This window comes from Streptomyces sp. CAI-85 (assembly GCF_013363615.1).
Taxonomy (GTDB): Bacteria; Actinomycetota; Actinomycetes; order Streptomycetales; family Streptomycetaceae; genus Streptomyces; species Streptomyces antibioticus_B.
In genome coordinates, this window is the sequence record NZ_JAANNX010000005.1 from 257,053 (window position 1) to 274,429 (window position 17,377).

A 17,377-nucleotide genomic window follows, 5' to 3' on the forward strand; every position below is an offset into this window, starting at 1 on the left:
CACAGGACGCACCTAAACACGACCGGCGGCAACCCGCCAAGGGGTTGCCGCCGATACGCTTCTGACCTGCGAAGACGCTGACTACTTCTTCGAGGGGCCGACCTTCACCGTGATCGTCGAGCCGTCACGCGGCTCCTTGACGATCTTGATCGAGGTGTTGGTGTCAGTGACCTTGACACCCGCGAGCGGGGTGGCCGGGTCGTAGTAGCTCGACTTGCCGTCGTCGAAGACCGAGACACCCGGACGGGACTTGATCTTCACCGCGACGTCCGCCCGGTGCAGCGTGATCGCGTCCGTGCGGTAGGTGCTGAACGGCGAGTCGAAGCTCTGGATCCGGGCGTTCATCACCGTGCCGTCGGCCCACTTCAGCGGCGTCGGGTGCGAGTCCACCGGGAGGATCAGGCCCTCACCCGGGTGCTGGCTGGTGTTGTCGTCCGCCTGGGAGGTGTCCCACTTCCAGATCAGCAGACCGTTCTGGTACGGGTAGTGCTCCACCCAGTCCGGACGGGTCGTCGAGAAGCCGAAGTTGTACGGGCCGACCTTGAGGGTCTTGTCGTACGACACGTACTGGCGGTTCTCGGCGATGTAGTACTGCGCGTAGTCGTCCGTGATGGACGCGCCGATGCGCGAGAAGCCCTTCGCCGTCCACGCGGCGTCCGCGCTCTCCGCGTTGTCGGAGAACAGCGTGGCGCCGTCCGCCGTCACGGTGATCTGGTCGGCCGCGAAGCCCTTCTGGGCCACGCCGCCGTCGGTGGCGTAACGGAAGCGCAGGCTGATCTGCTGACCCGCGTAGGCGTCCAGCGGGAACGTCAGCTTCTGGTAGGCGTCCACCGTGCCGGTGAGGGCCGGCTTGCCGCTGCCGTCGCGCGGGATCGCGGTGCCGTCGGCGAGCGTGCCGTCGATCGGCGTGTAGCTGGCGCCGCCGTCCGTGGACACCTCGGTGTAGAGGTAGTCGTAGTCGGTCTCGATGTCCCACCAGCCGTCGAGGGACAGGGACGCCGACGACTTGCCGGTCAGATCGACCGAGCGGGTCAGGGTGTTGCGCAGATCGTCACCGCTGCCGCTCCACCACTGCGTGGCACCCTGCGCCGGGGTGACCACCTCGGTGGTGACCTCCTTCTCCGGCAGCTCGACCACGAGGGCCTGGGCGTTCTTGGTGTTGTACTCCGCGACGCCCAGCTTGTGGGTGGACTTGCGGCCCGCGCGGGCGACGTCGTAGTCCAGCCAGCCGAGCTGGAGCTTGTCCCAGGCGTTCATGTCGCCGGGCAGGTCGCCGATGGACTGCTTGCCGGTGCCCAGCCAGGAACCGGAGGACATCAGGGTCCAGAAGCCGGTGGAGTTCTCGCCGCCGCCGGAGGTGTCGTACTCGTCCGGCAGACCGAGGTCGTGGCCGTACTCGTGGGCGTAGACGCCGAGTCCGCCGTTCTCCGGCTGGATGGTGTAGTCGCCGACCCAGATGCCGGAGTCGCCGATCTGGGTGCCGCCGAGCTTGTTGGCGTCCGGGCCGGTGGCGCCGGCGTCGGTGCCGAAGGCGTACCAGCGGTGCGCCCAGATGGCGTCCTCGCCCTGTGCGCCGCCGCCCGCGGACTCGTCCTCACCGGCGTGCACGATCTGGAAGTGGTCGATGTAGCCGTCGGGCTCGTTGAAGTCGCCGTCGCCGTCGAAGTCGTAGCGGTCCCACTGGTCGAACTCGGCCAGCTCCGCCTTGATCTCGGCGGGCGTGGCGCCCGCGGCCTCGCGCTGGGCGACCCAGGCGGTGACGCCGTCCTGGACCGCGTACCAGGCGCCGGTCGGGGCGTCGTTGGAGCCGTAACGGGCCTCGTTGTAGGGGACCTTGACCCAGTCGGTCACTTCGCCCTCGACCGAGTAGCGGCCCGAGGACTGCTTCTCGTAGTACTTCTTCAGCGACTCGGTCTTCTTGCCGGTGCCGAAGTAGAGGTCCTGGAAGTGCTTCTGGTCGTAGTCCGCCTGCCAGGCCGTGGAGTTGTCCTTCTTGCGGTCCGGCTTGGCTATCTGGTTGTGCAGCGGGCCGGGCGTGCCGCCGTAGCGGGGGTCGACCTGGTCGCCGAACTCGACGAGGATCGTGAAGATCTTGTCGGTCTTCTCCCGGCCCAGCTCGACGTACTTGCTGTCGCCCTTGCGGCTCTTGAGCTGGACGACCTTGGAGCCGTTGCGGTTCTTCACCGACGCGTTGCCGGATATCACCTGGCGGAGGGCCTCTTCGCGCTGGGCCTCCTGCCTCTTGCTGAGCGGGCCGTCGAAGTCGTGCTCCTTGGCCTTGGCCGGCTGCGGGTCCTGCCGGTCCACCGCTGCCGGCTGGCGCGAGCCGTTCTCTTCGGCCTGCGCCACGGCGAACGTGGAGAACGTCGCCGAGGCCGCCGCGAGGGCTACGACCGTCGCGGCGGTTCTGAACGTCCAGGTTCTCTGGGTCACTTGAAGCCTCCCCCACGCGCTCGTCCGCGCGGAATGGAGGGATCCCTGTCAAGGATGGTCCGCGCGCTGTTATACGCGTGTAGTCAAGTGACGCCATTTGACTACTGGTTGGAAAGAAAAAACAGACCTTGACTTGGACAGGTCAACTGCATTATTGAGAGCCGCTGTTCGGATTGCGGACGTGTGACGGTTCGGTGAAGGGCGCGCGGATCGGTCCGGTCGGTGGACTCCATGACTCCGTGCGCCCCCTGTGCACCGGCACCGTGTGTTAGGTCACGCTTACCGTTCGTTCCGCTCGGGCATGCACGCCAATAGAGTCGAGATCTCCCCCGTATCCGAGGACACGATTGCCATGCCTCGTCCGACTGTCGCACAGCTCACGTACGGTTCCTGCACCGTCATCTTCTCGACGCTGGCCATGCTGCTGCTGTCGCAGACGAGTTCCGGCCCCGGGGTCGCGGTCATCGCCATCGCCGCGCTCGGACTGGGCCTGCTCGTCGCGATGACGGTGCCGGTACCTCGCCCGTCGCCGGCGTCCGCGTCTGCCTCTGCGTCCGCGTCCGCGCCACCGGTCCGGCAGCAGGCGCAGCCCGAGCCGGTCCCGGTGCCCGTCGCCTCCGTCCGGGAGCCGACGGCTTCCTGACACCTGTGGGGGGCTCGTGCCGCAGCGCACGGGCCCCTTTCGGCGTCAACCGACCCCCACGACGACGGTCTTGGCGGCCTTGTCGTGCAGCCCCTGCTTGTACGGCTTGTCGAAGAAGCTCCAGCCGCCGGCGATCGCCGTCCACACACAGGCGCAGCAGAAGGCGAACGGCACCCAGAGCACGAGGGCGCGGATCAGTGAGGTCTGCACGGAGGGCGTCGAGCCGTTGTCGAGGTTGGCCACGCGCATGCCGAACCACTTCTTGCCGAGCGTCTGCCCGTGCCGGGCCGTCAGGACCGTGTCGTACGCGACATAGAGGATCGCGGTGATCAGCTCCCGCCCGAAGGTCTTGCCGAACTCCAGCTCGTCGGCGTCGACGGTGTACTGATCGACCCGGAAGGCCCAGGCGAGCAGGGCGACGACGATGTACACGAGGATCATGTCGACGATCCGCGCCAGCGTGCGCTTCCCGCTGTCGGCGAGCGGCGGCATCCCGGCCAGCGGATCGGCGGGATACCCCCCGTGGTACTCGGGCCCCCCGCCCCCCGAGTACGGCGGAGGCGGCTCCCCGTCGTACGGCCTGTCATAGGGCGAGCCACCCTGCGAGGGCGGCGGCTGCTGCGGGGGCGGCTGCTCCGACGGGGGCGGCTGCTTCCGGAACGGGTCGTCCTCCGGCGGCCCCCCGGCTCCGGAGGGCGGTTCACTGCTCATGCCCCGAGTCGACCCCGATCCCTTCTTGTCCGCATCCGGCGAGGGTCCGTACGGGGTACAGGGTCCCTCCGGGTGGGCGGCAGGTGCGGGTGTCTCCCGAGGGCCGTGCCGCCGACAACCCTCGGCACGGGCACGGGCCGCCCCCGAGGGGCGGGAGTCGGAGTCCTCCGGGAAGGACGGGCACACGGCACTGGTGGCCCCGGGCGGGGACGGTCGCCGGCGCAGCCCTCGGCACGGGCGCGGGTACGGTTCGCCGCCCAGGGACGAGCGTTGGGCCCCCTGGGGCAGGTACGCGGTCCGGCCGGCGCGGCAAGGGCACCGACATCCCTCGACACGGGTGCGAGGCGCCCCGAGGAGCGGGAGTCGGAGTCCTCCGGGAAGGACGGGGACACGGCACTGGTGGCCCCGGGCGGGGACGGTCGCCGGCGCAGCCCTCGGCCCGGGCGCGGGTACGGTTCGCCGCCCAGGGACGAGCGTTGGGCCCCCTGGGGCAGGTACGCGGTCCGGCCGGCGCGGCAAGGGCACCGACATCCCTCGACACGGGTGCGAGGCGCCCCGAGGAGCGGGAGTCGGAGTCGACCGGGAAGTACAGGAACACAGCCCCGGAGGCTCGGGCGGGGACGGCCGCGGGCGCCCCTCCGGGGCGAGGGCGTGGACAGCCGTCGGGACGGGCCGGCAGCTCGGTACGGGTACGGGGCGCCCTCAAGGAAGGGGGAGCGTCGGACCCCTCCGGGAGGGGGGATGTGCGTGGCCTGTTCAGTGCGACAAAGGCGCCGGCAGCCCCCGGCACGGTGCGAGGTGCCCGGGCGGGCGTTGGTCCCCGGGAGAACACGGGCGCGGCCCCATCGGGCCCGGCACGGGCGTGGGTGCCTTCCGGCCCCGGGTGGAGTGCGCGGCCTCTCCCGAACCCGTGGCTGCTGCGAACGCCCGGCGCCCCCGGCCGCCATCGCCGAGCAGACCGAGCGCGGGCCTCCGCCCCGGACCGTGCACGCGGCAGGCAGCCCCGGTTCCGACGCGGGCGAACTCCCGCCCCGGGGGCGGCGCGAGGCAGGCCCTGGGACCGGCGCGGGGCGAAACGCCCCTGGGACCGGCGCGGGGCGGAATGCCCCCGGGGACCGGCGTGGGGCAAACGCCCCCGGGGACCGGCGTGGGGCGAACGCCCCCGCGTCCGTGCGCGAGACGGGCACTTCAGTGCCCCCAGGGGCAACCATGCGGGCCGCTGGAAACCGCGCGGGGCGCACGCGGGCCCCTGGGAACCGCGCGGGTGCGCGCACCCAGGGACCGGGCCCGTCTCAGGTCAGCCCGCGACGAAGGTGTGGGCCGCCTTGTCGTGCCAGCACTGGCGCCAGGGTTTGTCGAAGAGGCACCAGAGGATGCCCAGGAGGCCGATGCCGAGGAGGGTGGGGAGGGTGTAGACGAGCCAGCGGCGGAGGGCCGCGCCGAAGGTCGGGGGTTCGTGGGCCTCGATGTCGCGGACGTCGAGGCCGAACAGCTTCTTGCCCAGGGTGCGGCCCCAGCGGGCCGTGGGCAGGGCCTCGTAGAGGATGCCGAAGACCAGGAGCACGCCGACGACGATGCCCAGGTACACGGACGTCGTGCCGTCGAGCAGCCAGACCGTGACGGTCCGTCCGCTCAGCTTGGCCGCGTCGATCTTGTCGTTGACGTGGTCGAGGGCCTTCACGCCGAGCGGTACGGCGGCGGCCCCGGTGACCGCCGCGAGGACCAGCGTGTCCACCAGCCGGGCGCCGAGCCGCTTGCCGAGGGACGCGGGACGGGCCGCGGCCTGGCGGCGGGCGGCGGCCTGGAAGACGTCGTCGACCGGCGGCTTCCACGGCGCGACCGGTTCGTCGCCGCCCGCGAGCCGGTGCACCTGCTGGGCCCAGGACGACTGCCCGCCGCCCAGCCCCTGACTCATCGGCGCGGGACCGGGACCGGAGGACTGCGGGGGGACCGCCGGGGTGGCGGCTGGCGTGCCGGAGAGCGCCGTCGCCTGACCCGCCGCGGGCGGGAAGCCCTCGGCACCGCCGGCCTGCACCGCCGCTGCCTGGTCCGCGGCCGCCTTCCCGGCCCCGAAACCGGGCTTGGCGGGAGCGGGAGCGGGGTCGGCGGCGGGCTCGGCCGGCTCCGTCGTCCCGAGTCTCGGGTCCGCGCCCCATGACACCCGGCGGTCCTGGTCGCCGCCGAAGCCCGACTGGCGGGCCCGGTCGGCGCCCCACGCGGACGCGGGCTCGGACCGGCCGTCGTTCTGCTGTACCGGACTCGGGTCCTCGTCGAAGAAGTGCGGGCCGGTCTCCTCGACGGAGGCCGCCGGAGGCGTGAGCGGTTCGCCGGCCGAGGGGGCCGGCCGGCTGGTGCCGGGCACCCAGGCGGAGCCGTTCCAGTACCGGACGTATCCGGGGATGGACGGGTCCGGGTAGAACCCTTCGCGGGGCCGGTCGTCGCCGGGGGCCGGGGTTGGGGCGCTCATGTCCGTCGTCCCGTATCTGTCGGAGGTGGCCAGGGGGCTCCACATCTATCAGACCGGCGCAACCCCCACCCCCACTCCCGCCGTACCGGCCCCTTTCCGGGCAACCCCGTGCACGCCCTTCACACGTTCGGAACCGTCCGCCGCGCCCCGCGGAAAAAACTTCTCCGAACCCGCGTAATGCTCCGCCTCCTTCTCGCTCTCTCCGTCCGTACACATCCGTGCCGAGAGGAGAACGACCATGCACCACACCGTGGTGGAGCGCGAACTGGAACTCAGGCTGGTCCTGTCGCCGGAGCGCAGCATCCCCGTCCCGGCCCGGCTGAGCTACCGCAGCGACGACCCGTTCGCCGTCCACATCGTCTTCCACATCGACTCCGAGCACCCCGTGCACTGGACGTTCGCCCGCGAGCTGCTGGTCGAGGGGGTGTTCCGGCCGTGCGGGCACGGGGACGTACGGGTGTGGCCGACGAAGGTGGACGGCCGCAGCGTGGTGCTGATCGCGCTCAGCTCGCCCGACGGGGACGCCCTCCTGGAGGCGCCCGCCGCCCAGGTCTCGGCCTGGCTGGAGCGCACGCTGCGGGTGGTGCCCCCGGGGACCGAGGGTGAGCAGCTCGGCATCGACGACGGTCTGGCCGAACTGCTCACCCCCACCCCCGCGGACGACGCCTGGCTGCGCGATCCCTGGCCCACGGACGACTCGGCGGAGGGGGAATGACATGAGTCTCCGCCGGCCCGAAAAGAGCAGCCCACCCGGTTCCGGTCAGAACAGCTTGCCCGGATTGAGGATGCCCAGCGGGTCGAAGACCTGCTTGATGCCCCGCTGCATCTCCACCCCCACCGGTCCGATCTCACGCGCCAGCCACTCCTTCTTCAGCACCCCGACCCCGTGCTCACCGGTGATCGTGCCGCCGAGTTCCAGACCGAGCGCCATGATCTCGTCGAAGGACGCCCGGGCGCGCCGCGACTCGTCGGGGTCCTGGGCGTCGAAGCAGACGGTGGGGTGGGTGTTGCCGTCACCCGCGTGGGCGACGACCCCGATGGTCAGCCGGTGCCGCTCGGCGATCCGCTCCACGCCCTCGATCATGTCGCCGAGCCGCGAGCGCGGCACGCACACGTCGTCGATCATCGTCGTGCCCGTGACGGCCTCCAGGGCGACGAGCGACGACCGCCGTGCCTGGAGCAGCAGTTCGGACTCGGCGGCGTCCTCGGCGGGGACCACCTGGGTGGCGCCGGCCGCCTCGCACAGCGCGCCGACCGCGGCGAGGTCGGCGGCCGGGTCCGGGGTGTCGAAGGCGGCGAGCAGCAGCGCCTCGGTGGACTCCGGCAGGCCCATGCGGGTGAGGTCGTTGACGGCCTTGACGGTCGTACGGTCCATCAGTTCGAGGAGCGAGGGCACATGCCCGCCGGCCATGATCCGGCAGACGGCGTCGCAGGCGGCGGCCGCCGAGGCGAACTCCGCGGCCAGCACGAGCTGTTGGGGCGGCCGGGGCCGGAGCGCCAGGACGGCCCGTACGACGATACCGAGCGAGCCCTCGGAGCCGACGAACAGCCGGGTCAGGTCGTACCCGGCGACGCCCTTCGCGGTGCGGCGGCCGGTGGTCATCAGCCGGCCGTCGGCCAGCACCACGTCGAGGCCGAGGACGTACTCGGCCGTCACCCCGTACTTCACACAGCACAGCCCGCCCGAGGCGGTGCCGATGTTGCCGCCGATGGTGCAGGTCTCCCAACTGGAGGGATCCGGCGGGTAATAGAGGCCGTGTTCGCCGACCGCGCGGGACAGCGTGGCGTTGACGACGCCCGGTTCGACGACGGCGATCCGCTCCACCGGGTCGATCTCCAGGATGCGGTCCATCCGGGTCAGGGAGAGGACGACGCAGCCGTCGGAGGCGTTGGCTCCGCCGGACAGGCCGGTGCGCGCCCCCTGGGGGACGACGGGGACGCGCAGCTCGGTCGCGGTGCGCATGACGTGCCGGACCTGGTCGACCGTGCGGGGCAGCACCACGACGGCCGGGGTGCCGGCCGGACAGAAGCCGGCCATGTCGTGGGCGTACGAGACCGTGACGTCGGGGTCGGTGAGGACGGCCTCGGCGGGCAGGCCGGCGAGCAGACGGTCGACGAGGCTGCCCGTGACGTGGTCGTGCGGCGCTTCGATACGGCTCATGATCACAGCCTGACACCCGGGGCCATCGGTGTGAACCCCGGCCGCGGGAGCCGTCACCTGCCCGGGTGCGGCCGCCGCGGCGACGCAGAGTGAGCGCCATGGAGAACGAAGCGGGCACCGCCCCGGACGTGGCATCCCGACAGCCCTCCTGGTACCGCCGGCCGCGTGTCGTCGGCCCGCTGGCGGGGTGCGTGGTGCTGGGCGGCGTGCTGCTGCTGTGGCCGTCCGGCGGGGGCGGCGGGGGCGGGGCGGCCGCCCCGGCGCCGGGGGCGCGGGCGCAGACGGCGGTGCGGGCCGGGGCGACGGCGGCGCTGCCCGATCTGGCGGCGCTGATCGAGGAGCGCGAGGGCCGGGTGCGGGAGCGTCCGCGGGACGCCCGCTCCTGGGCGGTGCTCGGCACGGCCTACGTCGAGCAGGGCCGGCGCACCGCCGACGCGACCCGGTTCCCGAAGGCGGAGCGGGCGCTGCGCACCTCGCTGTCGGTGGCGCCGCGCGGCAACGCCGAGGCGCTGGGCGGGCTGGCGGCGCTGGCCAACGCGCGCCAGGACTTCCGGGCGGCGAAGACCTGGGCGGAGAAGGCGCGGGCGGCGGCACCGGGGCGCTGGACGTCGTATCCGCAGCTCATCGACGCCTGCACCGGGCTCGGCGACTACAAGGGGGCGCAGGCGGCGCTGGAGCGGATGCTGCGGCTGGGGTCCGGTCCTGCGGTGCTGGCGCGGGCGGCGGACGTGTACTGGGAGCGGGGGCGGCCGGAGGACGCGCAGGCCGCGCTGTCGGACGCGGCGGCGGGCGCCGGTTCCCCCGCCGAGGAGGCGGCGTGGCGGGAGCGGGCCGGGCGGCTGGCGTTCGAGCGCGGGGAGCGTGAGGAGGCGCTGCGCTCCTTCGAGGAGGCGGTGCGGCTGGACCCGGACCAGCGGGCCGCGCTCGCCGGGCAGGGGCGGGCGCTGGCGGCGCTGGGCCGCACGGAGGAGGCGCTGAGCGCGTACCGGGCGGCGCTCGACGGGCAGCCGCTGCCGCAGTACGCGCTGGAGCTGGGCGAGCTGTACGAGGCGCGGGGGCTGGCGGGGCCCGCCGCCGAGCAGTACGGCCTGCTGCGCGAGCGGGTCCGCGAGGACGCGGCGGGCGGTGTCGACGGGGCGCTGGTGCTGGGCCGCTTCGAGGCCGACCACGGCGATCCGGCGGCCGCGGTACGGCGGCTGCGGGCGGAGTGGCGGCGGCAGCCGGGGACCGCCGTCGCGGACGCGCTGGGCTGGGCGCTGCACCGGACGGGCGCGCACGAGGAGGCGCTGCGGTTCGCCGCGATCGCCACCGACCGGGTGCACGGCGGGGCGGTGCGCAGCGCCCCGTACGTCTACCACCGGGGGATGATCGAGCGGGCGCTGGGGAAGTCCGCGCCCGCCCGACGTCATCTGGCGGAGGCCCTGCGGCTCAACCCGTACTTCTCCCCGCTGCACGCCCCGGTGGCGCGGGCCGCGCTGGCGGGACTGGGAGAGCTGCCGGACGTCGAGCCGCCCGAGTGACCGGCGACGGGCAGCGGCGGGCTACAGGTTGCCGCGCTTCTCCTGCTCCCGCTCGATCGCCTCGAAGAGGGCCTTGAAGTTGCCCTTGCCGAAGCCCATCGAGCCGTGCCGCTCGATGATCTCGAAGAACACGGTCGGACGGTCCTGGACCGGCTTGGTGAAGATCTGGAGCAGATAGCCGTCCTCGTCGCGGTCGGCGAGGATCTTCAGCTCGCGCAGGGTCTCCACCGGCACCCGGGTGTCGCCGACCCACTCGCCGAGGGTGTCGTAGTACGAGTCGGGGGTGTCCAGGAAGCGGACGCCGGCCGCGCGCATGGTGCGGACCGTCTCGACGATGTCGTTGGTGTTCAGCGCGATGTGCTGGACGCCGGCGCCGCCGTAGAACTCCAGGTACTCGTCGATCTGCGACTTCTTCTTGGCGATCGCGGGCTCGTTGATCGGGAACTTGACCTTGAGCGTGCCGTCGGCGACGACCTTCGACATCAGGGCGGAGTACTCGGTGGCGATGTCGTCGCCCACGAACTCCTTCATGTTCGTGAAGCCCATGACCTTGTTGTAGAAGCCGACCCACTCGTCCATCCGGCCCAGCTCGACGTTGCCGACGCAGTGGTCGACCGCCTGGAAGGTGCGGTGGGCGGGCGGCTCGACCAGCGGGTCGGCGGCGGCGAAGCCCGGGAGGTAGGGGCCGTCGTAGCCGGACCGCTCGACCAGGGTGTGGCGGGTCTCGCCGTAGGTGGCGATCGCGGCGAGGACGACCGTGCCGTGCTCGTCCTTCAGCTCGTACGGCTCGGCGACCGAGCGGGCGCCGTGCTCGATCGCGTAGGCGTACGCGGCGCGGGCGTCCGGGACCTCGATCGCGAGGTCGATCACGCCGTCGCCGTGCTCGGCCACGTGCTGGGCGAGGAAGTGGCCCCAGGTGGTGGCGGGCTTGATGACGGAGGTGAGGACGAAGCGCGCCGAGCCGTTGGTGAGCACGTACGAGGCGGTCTCGCGGCTGCCGGTCTCCGGACCGCTGTACGCGACCAGCTTCATGCCGAACGCGGTGGAGTAGTAGTGCGCCGCCTGCTTGGCGTTGCCCACGGCGAAGACGACCGCGTCCATTCCCTTGACCGGGAAGGGGTCGGCCTGCCGGGCGGTGTCGGGAGTGTGGTGTGTGGTCTGCGTCATAGGCGGAAGCCTCGCCCCGGCCCGCAAGGTGCGCAATAGTTCGCTCCGCCGCCGGACAATCTGTTCAGCGCTACGGCGGTGTCGGCGGACTTTCTGTACAGGGTGACCATCTCGGAGGCGGTCGTGGCGATCGATCATCTGGACGGACGCATCATCGTGCTGCTGGCCCGGGAGCCGCGGATCGGGGTGCTGGAGATGTCCCGGCGGCTGGGGGTCGCCCGGGGCACGGCGCAGGCGCGGCTGGACCGGCTTCAGTCGAATGGCGTCATCCGCGGTTTCGGCCCGGACGTGGATCCGGCGGCCCTCGGCTACCCGGTCACCGCGTTCGCCACGCTCCAGATCCGGCAGGGCCAAGGGGCCGACGTACGGGCCCACTTGGCGACCGTGCCGGAGGTCCTCGAACTGCACACCACGACCGGCAGCGGGGACATGCTGTGCCGGCTGGTGGCCCGCTCCAACGCCGATCTCCAGCGGGTCATCGACCTGGTTGTCGGTTTTGATGGGATCGTCCGGGCCTCCACCGCGATCGTGATGGAGAACGCCGTACCGCTGCGGATCATCCCGCTGGTGGAGCAGGCGGCCCGCGACCGGGAGACCTAGAACCTGGGGCGGTGAGCGCGTGTGAGCTTCTGGGAGTACCTGGCGGGCCGGCATCAGCAGTTGCTCACGGACGCCTGGCAACACGCCAGCGCCGTCTTCCAGTGCACGGTCCTGGCCACCGTCCTCGGGGTGCTGATCGCGCTCGCCGCCTACCGCAGCGAGCGGGCCGGGGCGCTGGCCACCACCGCCACCGCGACCGTCCTGACCGTGCCCTCGCTGGCCCTGATCGGTCTGCTGATCCCGGTGGTGGGGCTCGGCGTGCCGCCGACGGTGATCGCGCTGACCCTGTACGGGCTGCTGCCGGTCGTACGCAACGCGATCGTGGGCCTGCGCGGGGTGGATCCCGCGCTGGTGGACGCGGCCGAGGGCATCGGGATGTCCCGGACGGCCCGGCTGCTGCGGGTCGAACTCCCGCTGGCCTGGCCGCCGATCCTCACCGGGATCCGGGTCTCCACCCAGATGCTCATGGGCATCGCGGCGATCGCCGCCTACGCCTCGGGGCCCGGCCTCGGCAACGAGATCTTCCGCGGCCTGGCCTCCCTGGGCAGCGCGAACGCCCTCAACCAGGTCCTCGCCGGCACGCTCGGCATCGTCGCGCTGGCGCTGCTGTTCGACGCCGGGTACGTGCTGCTCGGGCGGCTGACGATTCCGAGGGGGATCCGTGGCTGAGTCGCCGGTGGTGGCAGGCGTGCGGCGGGTTGGGACGGGGCCACGGCCCGGGCCGCGGCCCGGGGCCCGGTCGCACGGCGCGCGGATCGGCCTGGAGAACCTCAGCAAGCGGTACCCGGGCGCCTCCGGGCCCTCCGTGGAGGACGTGAGCATGGAGATCGGGGCGGGCGAGACCGTCGTCCTGGTCGGACCGTCCGGCTGCGGGAAGTCCACCACCCTGAAGATGATCAACCGGCTGATCGAGCCGACCGGCGGCCGGATCCGCATCGACGGCGAGGACGTCACCGCCATCGACCCGGTACGGCTGCGCCGCAAGGTCGGGTACGCGATCCAGTCCTCCGGGCTGTTCCCCCATATGACCGTCGCCCAGAACATCGCCCTGGTCCCCCGCATGATCGGCTGGTCCGCCGCCCGGATCCGGGACCGGGTGGAGGAGATGCTCGACCTGGTCGGGCTCGACCCGGGCGAGTTCCACGACCGCTATCCGCGCCGCCTCTCCGGCGGCCAGCAGCAGCGGGTCGGCGTGGCGAGGGCGCTGGCCGCCGATCCGCCGGTCCTGCTGATGGACGAACCGTTCGGCGCCGTCGACCCGATCACCCGCGACCACCTCCAGGACGAGCTGATCCGGCTCCAGCGCGAACTGCGCAAGACGATCGTGTTCGTCACCCACGACTTCGACGAGGCGATCAAGCTGGCCGACCGGATCGCGGTGCTGCGCGAGCGCTCGCACATCGCCCAATTCGACACCCCGGAGGCGATCCTCACCCATCCGGCGGACGACTTCGTGTCCGGGTTCGTGGGCGCCGGGGCCGCGCTGAAGCGGCTCAACCTGACCCGGGTGCGGGACGTACGGCTCGTCGCCCACCCGACGGTGTCCGTCGACGACACGCTCCCGGACGTCGTCCGGCGGCTGGACGCCGACGGCCGCGACGAGGTTCTCGTCCTCGACCTGAGCGGCCGGCCCCGCAGATGGCTGCGCCGCACCGACCTGCCGGACTCCCCCGGCCCGCTGGACGGCGCCGGGACACCGGTGGACGGCACCACGGTGAGCGAGGACGCGACCCTGCGGGACGCGCTGGAGGCGGTGCTGACGAACGGCTCCGGCCGGATCGCGGTCACCGGACCGCGGGGCGAGTACACCGGGGTGGTGGACGTGGGGACGCTGATGGACGCCGTACACGAACTGCTGGAGGCGGACCGGCTGCGGGCGGGACGGGACACGGACGGTCAGGGGTGGGAGGGATGACCGCGCTCGACGTCGAGGAGACCGGGACCGCGCAGGCGCCCACGAGAGGCCGGGCACCGCGGATCGGCCTGCGGAAGCTGACCGTCCTGCCCGCCTGTCTGGTGGCCCTGATGCTGGCGACCTGGCTGTGGTTCCGCCAGGCCGAGCTGGACGTCGTCTCGGAGAACGCCCTCTCCCACGGCCAGGTCTCCAAGGCGCTGTGGCAGCACGTCGAACTGACCCTGCTCTCCACCTTCTTCGTGCTGATCCTCGCGATCCCGCTGGGCGTCCTGCTGACCCGCCCCCGGTACGGCCGGGCCACCCCGTTCGTCATGGCCTTCGCCAACGCCGGCCAGGCCACGCCCGCGATCGGTCTGCTCGCGCTGCTGGTGATCTGGCTCGGCACCGGGATGACGGCCGCCCTGATCGGCATGGTCGCCTACGCCGTGCTGCCGGTCCTCGCCAACACCGTCACCGGGCTGCGGGCCAACGACCCGACGCTGCTGGAGGCCGCCCGCGGCATCGGGATGTCCCCGCTGGACGTGCTGCGCCGGGTGGAGCTGCCGCTGGCCGTCCCGCTGATCCTGGCCGGGGTCCGCACGGCCCTCGTCCTCAACGTCGGCACGGCGACCCTGGCCGCCTTCGGCGGGGGCGGCGGCCTGGGCGTGCTGATCACCGCCGGGATCACCAACCACCGGATGCCGGTCCTGGTCCTCGGCTCTCTCCTCACCGTCGCCCTGGCCCTGCTGGTGGACTGGCTGGCCTCGCTGGCCGAACTGCTGCTGCGGCCCCGGGGGCTGGAGACGGAGCGGTGAGGGGGCCCGCGCCGGGGCGCGCGCTGTCCGTACGGTCCGGGCCGGCCGTACGGTCCGCGCTGGCCGTCCTGTCCGCGCTGGCCCTGCTCTCCGGCGTGTCCGGCTGCGGGCTGAGCAGCGGCTCGCCGATGGCCGACGACGTCTCCCCCGGCACCATCGGCCAGGGCAGGCCGCTGACCGGCGCACGGCTCACCGTGACGTCCAAGTCGTTCACCGAGAACCTCGTCCTCGGCGCGATGACGGGCATCGCCTTCCAGGCGGCCGGAGCGGAGGTCGTCGACCGGACCGGCATCCAGGGGTCCATCGGCCCCCGCGAGGCGGTCCGCAAGGGCGAGGCCGACGCCATGTACGAGTACACGGGCACCGCCTGGATCTCGTACCAGGGCAACAGCGAGCCGCTCCCCGACGCGCAGGCGCAGTGGAAGGCCGTGCGCGACGCCGATCTGAAGAACGGTGTGACCTGGCTGCCGCCGTCCCGGCTGGACAACACCTACGCCCTTGCCATGAACCGGGATCTGCACAAGCGGTACGACACCCACAACCTCTCCCAGGTGGCGGCCCTCGGCACGGCCATGCCGAGCGCGGTGACGCTGTGCGTGGAGGGCGAGTTCGCCAACCGCGCGGACGGGCTGCCGGGGATGCTGAAGGCGTACGGGCTGAAGGTGCCGGCGTCCCGGATCACCCAGATGGACACCGGGATCATCTACACCGAGGCGGCGAAGGGCCGGTGCACGTACGGGGAGGTGTACACGACCGACGGCCGGATCGCGTCCATGGACCTGGTGGTGATGGCGGACGACCGGACGTTCTTCCCCCACTACAACGCGGCCCCCGAGGTCAACTCCAAGACGCTGGAGAAGTGGCCGGCCATCGCCGACGTGCTGGCGCCGCTGACGGCCAAGCTGGACAACGAGGTGGCGCGGACGCTGAACGCGCGGGTGGACGTGGACGGGGAGGATCCGCACCAGGTGGCGCTGGAGTGGATGAAGGAGCAGGGGCTGGTGCGGTAGGAGGTTGGGGGTGGGGCGCCGTCAGCAGGCCGGGACCGCGCCCTTGCCCGACTCCAGGGCCACCAGCGCGTCGACCGCGCCCTTCAGCGTGGTCACCGGGATCAGCCGCAGGCCCTTCGGCAGCTCGGAGCGGGCGTCGGAGCACTCCGCCTTCGGCACCAGGAAGACCGTCGCGCCGTCGCGCCGGGCGGCCTGTGTCTTCAGGGCGACCCCGCCGACGGCGCCGACCTTGCCGTCCGCGTCGATGGTCCCCGTACCGGCGATGGTGCGGCCGCCCGTCAGCTCGCCGTCGCTGCCGTCGCCGTCGAGCTTGTCGACGATCCCGAGGGAGAACAGCAGCCCGGCGCTGGGGCCGCCGACGTCGGCCAGCTCCAGGTCCACCTCGATGCCGTCGTCGGTACGGCCGAGGTAGCGCAGGGCGGCCTCGGTCGCCGCGTCCTGGGACTGCTCCATCTGCTCGGTGTTGTGCTTCTCGATCTCCTCGGTGTCGCCCCCGCCGGGATACACCGAGTCACGCGGCATGATCGCCTGGTCGGTGCGGAACCAGCCGTCGATCAGATCACCGAGCCGGACACTGGCGTCCGGGCCGGTCGCCTCGATGGTCGTCATCCGGAGCTGGCCCGTGGTCGGGCGGACGGGGGCGCCGGAGATCGTGATGACGGGCGTGCCCCGGTCCTCGCCGAGCACGTTCGCCGTCATCCCGGGCTGCGCCACCGAGAACGGCAACGGCGCGACGGCCGCCGTGACCAGCAGGGCCACCAGGGGCACGGCACAGACGGCGACGGCCCTGGGGCGCGTGAGACGAGAGAGCACGGGGCCAATGTAACCGGCGGACGCGAAACGCTCCCCCGGCAGGTGCGCCGGCTCGGGCCGCGGGGCCTTGGGGGCGGGCTCGGGTGAGGGTGCGAGTGAGGGCTCGGGTTCGGGTGCGGGCGGGCGCCTGGGTCCGCCGGGTGCCCGCTTCGCGGCGTGGCCGGGCCCGGCCCAGTGGCGGCCACCAGGCAGCGCCTCTCCCGCTCGGCCGGGGGACCGAACAGGGCGACGGCAGCCCCGGCGTACGCGGCGTGCACCGCCCCGCCCGCATGGGCGAGGCCGTGCAGCAGCGGGCGCGCCCGGCGTCAGCGCAGGGCCTCGGCCACTTCTCTTGCCGCGTCCACGACCCGTGGGCCGACGCGTTCCGGGACCGCGTCGGCGAGCATCACCACGCCGACGCTGCCCTCGACGCCGGTGACGCCGAGCAGCGGGGCGGCGGCTCCGCTCGCGCCCGCTTCCAGTTCGCCGTGGGTCAGGGTGTAGCCGGGTTCGTCGGGCAGACGGCGGCGGGCGGCGAGGATCGCGCGTCCGGCGGCCCCCCGGTCCAGCGGATGCCGGAACCCGGCCCGGTAGGCGACGTGGTAGTCGGTCCAGGTCGGTTCGACGACGGCGACCGCGAGGGCCTCCGCGCCGTCGACCAGCGTGAGATGCGCGGTCGCCCCTATGTCCTCGGCGAGCGAGCGCAGCGCGGGGAGCGCCGCCTCACGCACCAGCGGATGGACCTGCCGGCCCAGCCTGAGCACCCCGAGCCCGACCCGGGCACGTCCGCCCAGGTCACGTCGTACGAGTGCGTGCTGTTCCAGCGTGGCGAGCAACCGGTACACGACGGTCCGGTTCACGCCCAGCTTCTGGGAAAGTTCGGTGACGGTCAGCCCGTGGTCCGTATCGGCCAGCAGTTTCAGGACCTTCAGGCCCCGGTCGAGCGTCTGGGAGGTCTCCGCGGTCACGACGCCCACTCCTTAAGTGGTGAGGTCGGCGGCCCCCTCGCGGCGGATGCGACACCGAGTCCCGTCAGTGACGCGCTTCAGAGGCCGCCGATCGGCAGATGGGCACGGCGTGTCCGGGCCCAGTCGCTTCACGGCTGCGCTCCGCGGCGGCGCTGCCACGGGGCGTGTGCGTAGCGGGACAGTAGCCGGGCTGGTT

Annotated in this window: 15 protein-coding genes; 8 read left to right on the plus strand and 7 right to left on the minus strand. The window is 72.7% G+C overall.

Annotated features, from left to right (window positions below; genetic code table 11):
* Window positions 1-81: 81 nt before the first annotated feature.
* A complete protein-coding gene (locus G6W55_RS10110; protein ID WP_175520451.1) occupies window positions 82-2,433 on the minus strand; it encodes an immune inhibitor A domain-containing protein in 2,352 nt (783 codons plus the stop codon).
* Between the two features lie 352 nt (window positions 2,434-2,785).
* On the opposite strand from G6W55_RS10110, the gene G6W55_RS38550 reads away from it, so the two are divergent.
* Complete coding sequence (locus tag G6W55_RS38550) at window positions 2,786-3,076, plus strand: hypothetical protein (RefSeq protein ID WP_175520256.1); 291 nt, start codon at window positions 2,786-2,788, stop codon at window positions 3,074-3,076.
* Window positions 3,077-3,121: 45 nt separating this feature from the next.
* Here G6W55_RS38550 and G6W55_RS10120 read toward each other — a convergent pair whose 3' ends face one another.
* A complete protein-coding gene (locus G6W55_RS10120; protein ID WP_175520452.1) occupies window positions 3,122-3,787 on the minus strand; it encodes an RDD family protein in 666 nt (221 codons plus the stop codon).
* A gap of 1,297 nt (window positions 3,788-5,084) precedes the next feature.
* Window positions 5,085-6,254 (minus strand): RDD family protein, encoded by a 1,170-nt coding sequence (locus G6W55_RS10125; RefSeq protein ID WP_175520453.1) that lies wholly within the window; start codon window positions 6,252-6,254, stop codon window positions 5,085-5,087.
* A gap of 238 nt (window positions 6,255-6,492) precedes the next feature.
* Here G6W55_RS10125 and G6W55_RS10130 point away from each other — a divergent pair, with 238 nt between their 5' ends.
* Window positions 6,493-6,969: an SsgA family sporulation/cell division regulator gene (locus G6W55_RS10130; RefSeq protein WP_175520454.1), complete on the plus strand. Its 477-nt coding sequence runs from the start codon at window positions 6,493-6,495 to the stop codon at window positions 6,967-6,969.
* Window positions 6,970-7,014: 45 nt separating this feature from the next.
* Here the strand turns inward: G6W55_RS10130 and G6W55_RS10135 are convergent, their stop codons facing one another.
* Window positions 7,015-8,421 carry an FAD-binding oxidoreductase gene (locus tag G6W55_RS10135; protein WP_175520455.1) on the minus strand — a complete coding sequence of 469 codons (1,407 nt, stop codon included), beginning with the start codon at window positions 8,419-8,421 and terminating at the stop codon, window positions 7,015-7,017.
* 92 nt (window positions 8,422-8,513) lie between these two features.
* Between G6W55_RS10135 and G6W55_RS10140 the strand changes: the two genes are divergently transcribed.
* On the plus strand, window positions 8,514-9,935 hold the full coding sequence (locus tag G6W55_RS10140) for a tetratricopeptide repeat protein (RefSeq protein WP_175520456.1): 1,422 nt from the start codon (window positions 8,514-8,516) through the stop codon (window positions 9,933-9,935).
* 21 nt (window positions 9,936-9,956) lie between these two features.
* Here G6W55_RS10140 and hppD read toward each other — a convergent pair whose 3' ends face one another.
* Complete coding sequence (gene hppD / locus G6W55_RS10145) at window positions 9,957-11,102, minus strand: 4-hydroxyphenylpyruvate dioxygenase (RefSeq protein WP_078633637.1); 1,146 nt, start codon at window positions 11,100-11,102, stop codon at window positions 9,957-9,959.
* 123 nt (window positions 11,103-11,225) lie between these two features.
* Here hppD and G6W55_RS10150 point away from each other — a divergent pair, with 123 nt between their 5' ends.
* From G6W55_RS10150 to G6W55_RS10170, 5 genes are all read left to right on the plus strand, one after another.
* On the plus strand, window positions 11,226-11,702 hold the full coding sequence (locus G6W55_RS10150; RefSeq protein ID WP_030780285.1) for an Lrp/AsnC family transcriptional regulator: 477 nt from the start codon (window positions 11,226-11,228) through the stop codon (window positions 11,700-11,702).
* A gap of 21 nt (window positions 11,703-11,723) precedes the next feature.
* Window positions 11,724-12,371 (plus strand): ABC transporter permease, encoded by a 648-nt coding sequence (locus G6W55_RS10155; RefSeq protein ID WP_175520457.1) that lies wholly within the window; start codon window positions 11,724-11,726, stop codon window positions 12,369-12,371.
* A 145-nt stretch (window positions 12,372-12,516) separates the two neighbouring features.
* A complete protein-coding gene (locus G6W55_RS10160) occupies window positions 12,517-13,617 on the plus strand; it encodes a betaine/proline/choline family ABC transporter ATP-binding protein (protein WP_309243667.1) in 1,101 nt (366 codons plus the stop codon).
* Window positions 13,614-14,411 (plus strand): ABC transporter permease, encoded by a 798-nt coding sequence (locus G6W55_RS10165; RefSeq protein WP_175520458.1) that lies wholly within the window; start codon window positions 13,614-13,616, stop codon window positions 14,409-14,411. The genes G6W55_RS10160 and G6W55_RS10165 overlap by 4 nt, the downstream gene beginning before the upstream one ends.
* 128 nt (window positions 14,412-14,539) lie before the next feature.
* Window positions 14,540-15,421, plus strand: coding sequence for a glycine betaine ABC transporter substrate-binding protein (locus G6W55_RS10170; RefSeq protein ID WP_175520514.1), 882 nt, complete (start codon window positions 14,540-14,542; stop codon window positions 15,419-15,421).
* Between the two features lie 21 nt (window positions 15,422-15,442).
* On the opposite strand, the gene G6W55_RS10175 is transcribed toward G6W55_RS10170, so the two are convergent.
* On the minus strand, window positions 15,443-16,234 hold the full coding sequence (locus tag G6W55_RS10175; RefSeq protein ID WP_175520459.1) for a S16 family serine protease: 792 nt from the start codon (window positions 16,232-16,234) through the stop codon (window positions 15,443-15,445).
* 305 nt (window positions 16,235-16,539) lie between these two features.
* Complete coding sequence (locus G6W55_RS10180) at window positions 16,540-17,181, minus strand: IclR family transcriptional regulator (protein WP_175520460.1); 642 nt, start codon at window positions 17,179-17,181, stop codon at window positions 16,540-16,542.
* Between the last annotated feature and the right edge of the window lie 196 nt (window positions 17,182-17,377).

Excerpts from the sequence above, each read along its gene's own strand:
- hppD (WP_078633637.1), bottom strand. The coding sequence starts at position 11,102 with ATGACGCAGACCACACACCACACTCCCGACACCGCCCGGCAGGCCGAC.
- G6W55_RS10170 (WP_175520514.1), top strand. The coding sequence starts at position 14,540 with ATGGCCGACGACGTCTCCCCCGGCACCATCGGCCAGGGCAGGCCGCTG.
- G6W55_RS10130 (WP_175520454.1), top strand. The coding sequence starts at position 6,493 with ATGCACCACACCGTGGTGGAGCGCGAACTGGAACTCAGGCTGGTCCTG.
- G6W55_RS10140 (WP_175520456.1), top strand. The coding sequence starts at position 8,514 with ATGGAGAACGAAGCGGGCACCGCCCCGGACGTGGCATCCCGACAGCCC.
- G6W55_RS38550 (WP_175520256.1), top strand. The coding sequence starts at position 2,786 with ATGCCTCGTCCGACTGTCGCACAGCTCACGTACGGTTCCTGCACCGTC.
- G6W55_RS10165 (WP_175520458.1), top strand. The coding sequence starts at position 13,614 with ATGACCGCGCTCGACGTCGAGGAGACCGGGACCGCGCAGGCGCCCACG.
- G6W55_RS10120 (WP_175520452.1), bottom strand. The coding sequence starts at position 3,787 with ATGAGCAGTGAACCGCCCTCCGGAGCCGGGGGGCCGCCGGAGGACGAC.
- G6W55_RS10125 (WP_175520453.1), bottom strand. The coding sequence starts at position 6,254 with ATGAGCGCCCCAACCCCGGCCCCCGGCGACGACCGGCCCCGCGAAGGG.